Annotated in this window: 6 protein-coding genes and 2 pseudogenes; 5 read left to right on the forward strand and 3 right to left on the reverse strand. The window is 64.5% G+C overall.

Annotation, left to right across the window (positions count from 1 at the left end):
- Window positions 1–79: 79 nt before the first annotated feature.
- A complete protein-coding gene (locus tag FA743_RS14740) occupies window positions 80–1,306 on the reverse strand; it encodes an MFS transporter (RefSeq protein ID WP_136886857.1) in 1,227 nt (408 codons plus the stop codon).
- The gene (locus tag FA743_RS14745; RefSeq protein WP_211242288.1) at window positions 1,306–3,369 is read right to left on the reverse strand and encodes a TonB-dependent siderophore receptor; all 2,064 of its coding nucleotides are present in this window, start codon (window positions 3,367–3,369) and stop codon (window positions 1,306–1,308) included. Before FA743_RS14745 ends, FA743_RS14740 begins: the two co-directional genes overlap by 1 nt.
- Window positions 3,370–3,692: 323 nt before the next feature.
- On the opposite strand from FA743_RS14745, the gene FA743_RS14750 reads away from it, so the two are divergent.
- Window positions 3,693–4,076, forward strand: a complete 384-nt coding sequence (locus FA743_RS14750) for an AAA family ATPase (protein WP_425467190.1) — start codon at window positions 3,693–3,695, stop codon at window positions 4,074–4,076.
- Between the two features lie 12 nt (window positions 4,077–4,088).
- On the opposite strand, the gene FA743_RS20940 is transcribed toward FA743_RS14750, so the two are convergent.
- Window positions 4,089–4,514: a transposase gene (locus tag FA743_RS20940; protein WP_136886874.1), complete on the reverse strand. Its 426-nt coding sequence runs from the start codon at window positions 4,512–4,514 to the stop codon at window positions 4,089–4,091.
- On the opposite strand from FA743_RS20940, the pseudogene FA743_RS20945 reads away from it, so the two are divergent.
- From FA743_RS20945 to FA743_RS14770, 4 genes and pseudogenes are all read left to right on the forward strand, one after another.
- Window positions 4,461–4,619: pseudogene (locus tag FA743_RS20945) on the forward strand (IS5/IS1182 family transposase); the annotation flags it as partial. The gene FA743_RS20940 and the pseudogene FA743_RS20945 overlap by 54 nt on opposite strands.
- 15 nt (window positions 4,620–4,634) lie before the next feature.
- Window positions 4,635–4,817: pseudogene (locus tag FA743_RS20950) on the forward strand (IS5/IS1182 family transposase); the annotation flags it as partial.
- A gap of 226 nt (window positions 4,818–5,043) precedes the next feature.
- Complete coding sequence (locus FA743_RS14765) at window positions 5,044–5,274, forward strand: hypothetical protein (RefSeq protein ID WP_169308905.1); 231 nt, start codon at window positions 5,044–5,046, stop codon at window positions 5,272–5,274.
- 67 nt (window positions 5,275–5,341) lie between these two features.
- Window positions 5,342–6,271 (forward strand): transposase (locus tag FA743_RS14770; RefSeq protein ID WP_136886859.1); only part of this gene is annotated, 930 nt, incomplete at its 3' end.

Consider the following 6,271-nt stretch of genomic DNA (forward strand, 5'->3'; position numbering starts at 1 on the left):
GATCGGTCCGGGAATGGCCGCGCGGCCGGGACGATGTGAGGACCAGGCCATCTCAGCCCGCATGGGGCCCGGGCGCCGATCAGGGCCCGCTTGTCCGTGTCGGGCAGATGGCCAGCCTTCGCAGCATCAGGATGGCCAAAGGTGGCAGGACCGCGCCGAGGCCGAACAGGAATCCATAGCCCGCATGCTGGGCAACGACGCCAGCCGTCAAGCCCAGGGCCATGCTGACCGCTCCGTCCAGGCATTGGAACAGGGTGAAATCCACCCCGCCCTGATCCGGATCAGACCAGCGCATGAACTGGGCATAAAGCCCGGTGAACCCGAAGGCCGACAGCGCCGATCCCGATACAAGCGCCGCCGCGACCGGCACGGCAGGCGGCAGGGCCACCCCCGCCCCGGCAAGGGCCAGGCAGGACATCAGCACGGCCTGCAGGGCCAGGGCCATGGTCATCGTCGTCCGCGCGCCCCATCGCTGGACCGCCGCCCCGCCCAGCAGCGCCCCCGCAAGCCCAAGGACAAGGCTGCCAAATCCGTTGAGCAGCCCCACCATCCCAAGCGAATTGCCCCTGTCGATCAGGAACGGCCCGAGCATGCCCAGGGACAGCTTCTGCGCGATGACGAAGATCGCCGTCAGCACCAGCCCCTCGCGGATGTCGGGGCGCGCCAAGGCGCGACGCAGGCTGGGCCGGCTCCGCGCCGCAGGGCCGGGGCCGGCCGCCCGCGCCGTCAGGGCGAACCATGCCAGCAGGATCGCCACCAGGGCAGCCATCGACCACACCGCGCCCGTCCAGCCGATCCGCGCCACCACGACAAGCAGCAGCCCTGCCCCGATGGCCGATCCGACATAGGCGCCTCCGACCTGGGCGGCATTGCCCCAGCCATGCTGATCTGACGACAAGACCCCGACCGCATGTCCGTCCACCACGATGTCCGCCGTCGAGGTGGCAAAGGCCACCACCATCAGGCAGGCCAGCGCGGGCATCAGCGGGACCAGCCCCACGGCCCCGGTGGCCAGCAGCCCCAGAACGGCGATCAAGCCGAACAGGGACACAAGCACCGCGCTGCGCGGCGCACGCCCGGGCGGCAACCGCCATCTTTCCACCATGGGGGACCACAGGACCTTCAGGGCCCATGGCGCGATCAGCAGCGACAGCAGGCCGATCCTGTCAAGCGGCAAGCCCTGGTCCCGCAGCACGGCGGGCAGCCCGCCCCAGGTCAGGCCGCCGATCACGCTTTGCGCGACATAGGCGGCCCAAAGCCCGGACAGGATCAGGCCCCGTCCGGGCAACGCGCCTGACACGCTCATCAGAAGCGACGGCTGACGCTTGCCGTCCAGATGCGGCCCTCGTCGCGATAGCAATACCCGGCGGTGCAGGTCTGCTTTTGCTCGTCAAAGAGGTTCTTGACGTTCAGCTGCATGCGGACCCCCTGCAGTCGGGACGGCTGATAGCTGACCCCCAGATCGACAAAGACGCGATCATCATTGGCGATGACATTCGCGTCGTCGCCATAGCTGTCGCCGACATATCGCAAGCCCGCTGCCAGTCCGAGGCCCTGGGCCCACCCCGCCCCGACATCGTACTTGCCCCACAGCGACAGCGTGTCGTTGGGGGTCCCGGACAGCTCGTTCCCATCGGTGCCTGCCGCACCCCGTTCGATCTGGACGCGCTGATGGGCATAGCTGGCGATCAGGTTCCAGCCATTGTCCCAGTTTGCCTGCGCCTCCAGCTCGACCCCGCGGCTGGTCAGGTCCAGCTGACGCTGGCGGTTCTCGCCCGTCGAGACGTCCAGGACGGTCCCATCCCGCTGGTCGATGTCGAAGATGGCAGCAGAGAGCAGCAGGTTGGTCCCATCGGGCGCATATTTCAGGCCAATCTCGCGCTGCGTGGATTGCGTGGGCCGCGCTGCGCGCTGCGTGCTGTCATCGCCGGGATCGTCATAAATGAAGCCGATATTGGGTGCGAAAGAGGTCGAGACGCTGCCATAGGCCATGATGCCGTTGTCCCAGCCATAGCTCAGGGCCAACCGCCCGGATCGGCCGCTCTCTTCCTGTCGGCTGCTGGAACGGTCGGCCGTCGTGGTGGTGGTCTCGACATTGTCCCAACGCGCGCTCACGAAGCCCTCCCAACGGCCCCATTGCATCTGATCATGCAGATAGGCGCCCAGCTGGCGCTGCTCTTGCGCACCGTCGAACGGCACGGCAGCCGCGGCGGTCTCGGCCGCCGAGACATAGCCGATCGTGCTGTAGGTCTCGTAATCGGCCCGGGTCATGTCGATGCCGACCAGGATCTCATGGGACACCGCGCCGCTGTCGACGCGCCAGCGCAGGCCGTTGTCCAGCGCCAGGGTGTCGATATCCTCCTTATAGTGCCCCCAATAGCGCGCCAGCCCGGCGCCCAGGGCATAATGCCCGCTATATTCCAGGTCGATGTCCACGCGGGCGGCCCGGACGCTTTGGCGCAGCGTCACGCTGTCGTTCAGATCGTGTTCGACCTCGTAGCCAAGGCGCCATTGGTCCTGATCGAAATCGTTGTATTCGGGATCGCCCTGATACAGCGCGGAAACCTCGCCATAGGCGGGGTTGTGGAAAGCGGCAGTGCCGCCCGTCATCGAATTGGACAGCTCGGCCAGAAGCGTCGCCCGCGTCACGCCATTGTCCCAGGACAGGGCCGGGGCGACATAGGTCTTGTCGTCGGCATAGCCCGGAAGATCGCTGTTCGCCTGCCGCACGAGGCCGGTCAAGCGATAGCTGAAATCGCTGCCATCCGACAAGGGACCCGAAAAATCGGCGGCGATCTGGGCGCGGTCATTGGCGCCTGTCGTCACATCGATCTCGCGGAAGCGGTCGCTCTTGGGGCGCTTGGTGATCAGGTTGACGATGCCGCCCGGCCCGCTGACGCCATGAAGTGACGAATTGGGTCCCTTGAGAACCGCCACGCCTTCCAGCCCGTAGGGCTCGGTCTTGAACCAGGCTGTCGGGGCAGTGTACTGGCGCAGCCCGTCGCGGAAATAGCCGTTGTAATAGGCCGGAAAGCCGCGCAGGAAAAAGGCATCGAACCGGGTGTCGAAGCCGTAATTGTTCGGGTTCGCACCGGCGGAATAGCTCAGGGCCTCGTTCAGGGTGCGCGGGGCCTGATCCTCGATCTGGTCCTGCGTGATGATCGTGACGGCCTGGGGGATCCTGCCGACCGGGGTGTCGAGTTTCGTCGCCGAGCGGCTGATGCCGGGAACATAGCCGTCCTGCGCAAGCGTTGTGTCGCTTTCGGATTCCAGCGTGATCTCGGGCAGCAGGATCGGGGATGCGTCCTGGGCGCCAGCGGGAAGGGCGGCAACGCCGGCAAGCAGGCAGGCAATCATCGGATGTTTCATCATGGGTCCTTGGGCGACACGCGTGAATTCGGGTCATGGGGAAAAGCTGCATGCCTGCACTTGATCGACGCGCAACATGGCTGGCTGTTCTTCCGTTAGGATTTCCGATTCAATCTGTCAAGTTTGGGGAATTTTGACCTCCTGCCAAAGCCCCCCCGTTCCGATGGTCCCTGACAGGCTGCGTTTCGCTCGAGGCTCGTCCCGATGTGCGGAACATGATTCACTTGTGATACGGAAAGGACAGGGGGTGACGATGCGAGGAACGGACGAGGCCGGCGGGTTCCAGACGCGCATTCGCCATTTCGAAAGCTCCGGTGCAAGGTATGTATCTGCGAAACGTTGATCAGGCCGTTCAATCGGCTCTTGCAAGTCAGGCTGCCGGCGTCCTTCTGGGTCCCCGACAGGTGGGCAAGACGCCCCTTGCTTGGCGCATCGCAGAACATCAACCATCGGTCTACCTCGATCTCGAACGCGACTCCGACCGGCAAGTCCTGACCGAACCCAATCTGTACCTGGACGAACAGGCCGGAAAGCTGGTCATTCTTGACGAGGTTCAGCAAATGCCGGGCCTGTTCAGAAGCCTGCGTGGCCAGATCGACATGCGACGGCGCAAGGGGCTTCGGACGGGTCAGTTCCTCTTGCTGGGATCTGCCTCGAACGTACTGCTCCGGCAGTCGGCAGAGTCGCTGGCCGGGCGTGTCCGCTAGAAACTGTATCTGTCAGGTCGTCGTGGCGATCCATTTCTGACGGCTTTTGCACAGAGCGTTGGCGATGGTGACCAGCTTTCTCGCGACGGCGGTAATGATGACCTTGTGCGGTTTTCCGGCGTGGCGGAGGCGATCTGCGAAGGACCTCAGGCTCGGGTTGTGATGTGCCGCGACTAAGGCCGCTTGGAACATCACGTGCCGCAGGGCACGGCGACCACCCGCGATGGTTCGTTTCCCGCAAAGGGTTCCGCTGTCATGCGCGACCGGGGCCAATCTGGTGAGCGCGGCCGCTTCTTCGCCGGTGATGGTGCCGATCGGCGCTGTTGCAGAACTCGGCCTGCCGGAGGATTCACGTGGGCGGACTGGTAAGGTAAGCGTCTCGGAATGAGCAAACCAAAAGCTGCCCGCTACCGCACGACGAACTGGACGTCCTATAATGCCGCCTTGAGGCGCCGTGGGTCACTTCTGATCTGGCTGGACAAGGACATGGTATGGCTGGCCTCCAAGGCAGGACGTCCAGGCCGCCCGCCGGTGTTCTCGGATGGCAGGGCCAATTAGAAGCACTGGTCCGGCTACCACGTCCAAAGTCGGATCAAGGCAAGAATGCGCTGCTTCAAATCCTTCGGCGAGCGTATCGCATCGCGAAACCCAGATAGGCAAGCCGCCGAGGTCCACATCCGCATCTCCCTCATGAATCGCTTCAATGCACTCGGCACTGCCGAGATCGAGCGCGTGGCATGAGCTTAACGGGGTAAGGCAAAGCCCTCCTTCAATGCCGAGTTCTGCAACAACGCCCATAGGATGCGACGCGGCGATGCAGCCTAGGAAAGGCCGGCAGGTCCATCAAAGCCCCCGGCCCTTCCAGCCGGCGGACAGCCCACTGCGCCAGACGCAACGCCTCAGGGTCCGATGCGGCGCGTGCCTCCATCAGCACGCGGCCGATCTCGTCTCGACCCAGCATCAGCCCTTGCGCCCGCAGCATCGCCTCGACCTCGAGATGGATCAGTCGTTCGCATGTCCCAGCAGCCTCCGCTGCGGGCAGCGCCAGCAACGTGGCCTCCAGCCGCCCAAGGTCGCGGGCCGCATCTGCCAGTGCGGAGGCCTGAGCCACCTGCGCGGCAAGATAGGGCTGGAACTGGGGCTGGGGCTGGGGCTGGGGCTGGGGCTGGGGCTGGGGCTGGGGCTGGGGATCAGCTAAAGAGTAACTGGGGCAGATTCCCGGGCATGATCGTTGCGCTCTTGATCTCGGTCTGATTCAAGATCGTATGAACCCGCTTTTGGATGATGGATCTGCGCCACTGTCCCCCGACGCCCTGCGTCGGCTCGCTGTGGATCTGTCGCAACGGTTTGGGGCGCTCGAGGCACAAGTCGCCCACTTGAGAGGCGAACTTGAGAAATCCGAACTTGCCCGGGCTGCTCTGCAAGCCGAAAACCAAGACTTGCGCGACGAGATTGCGCGGCTGAAGAACCTGCCACCGCGCCCCCCTTTCAAGCCGTCCGGCATGGAAAAGGCAACGAACCGCGACCTTGGCAAGGCAGCCGGGACGGCTCAGCGAAGGGGACCCAAGCGCGACACAGACCGTGTCACGCGTGAAGAGGTGCTGAGAACCGACGCTCCGGCAGGATCTCGCTTCAAGGGCTATGAAACCCTCCTGGTCCGTGAGCTGGTCATGTCAGCCGAACTTGTCCGCTATCGGCGGGAGCGGTGGCTGACGCCGGAGGGCAACACAATCATCGCGCCCTTGCCGGCGGGATTGATCGGCGGCTTTGGCGCTAACCTGCGCCGGTTCTGCCTTGTCCTTCATGCCCAGGGGCAGGTCACGACAGAGCGGTTGACCTCGATCCTGAATGGGATCGGCATGGAGATCTCCAAGCGGCAGGTCGTGCGGATCCTGACCAGCCGACTTGAGGATTTCGTGGCGGAAGATCGGGCGGTTCTGAGGACTGGCCTGGCGACAGCACCTTTCATCAGCGTGGATGACACTGGCGCCCGCCATGCCCGCCGCGACGGGATCACCACGCAGATTGGCAGTGCCCGCTTCACCGTGTTTCGGACAGGGCGCTCGAAGTCACGATTGAACTTTCTATCTTTGCTACAGGCTGGTGGCGAGGATTACGTCATCAACGACGCAGCGCTCGAATACATGCGCCGTCGCAAAGTGGCGCCGGAGGTGGTGGCCAGGCTCGCCGGCCAC

The organism is Paracoccus gahaiensis (assembly GCF_005048225.1).
Taxonomy (GTDB): Bacteria; Pseudomonadota; Alphaproteobacteria; order Rhodobacterales; family Rhodobacteraceae; genus Paracoccus; species Paracoccus gahaiensis.

Excerpts from the sequence above, each read along its gene's own strand:
- FA743_RS14740 (WP_136886857.1), bottom strand. The coding sequence starts at position 1,306 with ATGAGCGTGTCAGGCGCGTTGCCCGGACGGGGCCTGATCCTGTCCGGG.
- FA743_RS14745 (WP_211242288.1), bottom strand. The coding sequence starts at position 3,369 with ATGAAACATCCGATGATTGCCTGCCTGCTTGCCGGCGTTGCCGCCCTT.
- FA743_RS14750 (WP_425467190.1), top strand. The coding sequence starts at position 3,693 with ATGTATCTGCGAAACGTTGATCAGGCCGTTCAATCGGCTCTTGCAAGT.